The sequence below is a fragment of the Acinetobacter sp. WC-743 genome (assembly GCF_000335555.1).
Lineage (GTDB): Bacteria > Pseudomonadota > Gammaproteobacteria > Pseudomonadales > Moraxellaceae > Acinetobacter > Acinetobacter bereziniae.
The window spans coordinates 1-495 of the sequence record NZ_AMFQ01000105.1 but is presented as its reverse complement, the minus strand read 5'-3'; the positions used below and the strand labels follow the sequence as shown (position 1 = coordinate 495).

Sequence of the window (495 nt, the reverse complement as noted above, 5' to 3'; positions counted from 1 at the left end):
TAGTTCTTGTCTGTACCTGATGCAGTATGAACATAACTGCCTGCATCTTTAGCAGAAACAGTAGCCGTCACGCTTGTAAGTACAGATTCAGTTTCACCATTGACCAAACCACTTGCTGTAAAGCCTGATGCTGTTTGATCTTTACCGTTATATACAGTGTTTAAACTATTCGCAGTCACCGTCGCTTTGGCTTTAGCAATGTCTAAAGCCCCATCAACAAAGGTTAAGTCATAGTTTTTATCGACACCATTGGCTTTGTTCGCATAACTGCCTGCATCTTTAGCACTTACGGATGCAGTTACACCTGAAAGCACAGTTTCAGTTTCACCATTGACTAAACCACTTGCTGTAAAGCCTGATGCTGTTTGATCTTTACCGTTATAAACAGTTGATACACTATTCGCAGTTACTGTTGCTTTGGCTTTGGCAATATCCAATGCACCATCGACAAAGGTCAGATCGTAGTTCTTGTCTGTACCTGATGCAGTATGAACA

General features: G+C 41.4%; 1 protein-coding gene. It reads right to left on the bottom strand.

Translation table 11 applies throughout. From position 1 onward, the window contains the following. Nucleotides 1–495, bottom strand: a 495-nt coding sequence (locus ACINWC743_RS16620) for an MBG domain-containing protein (RefSeq protein ID WP_009586239.1), incomplete at both ends; no start/stop codon positions are given.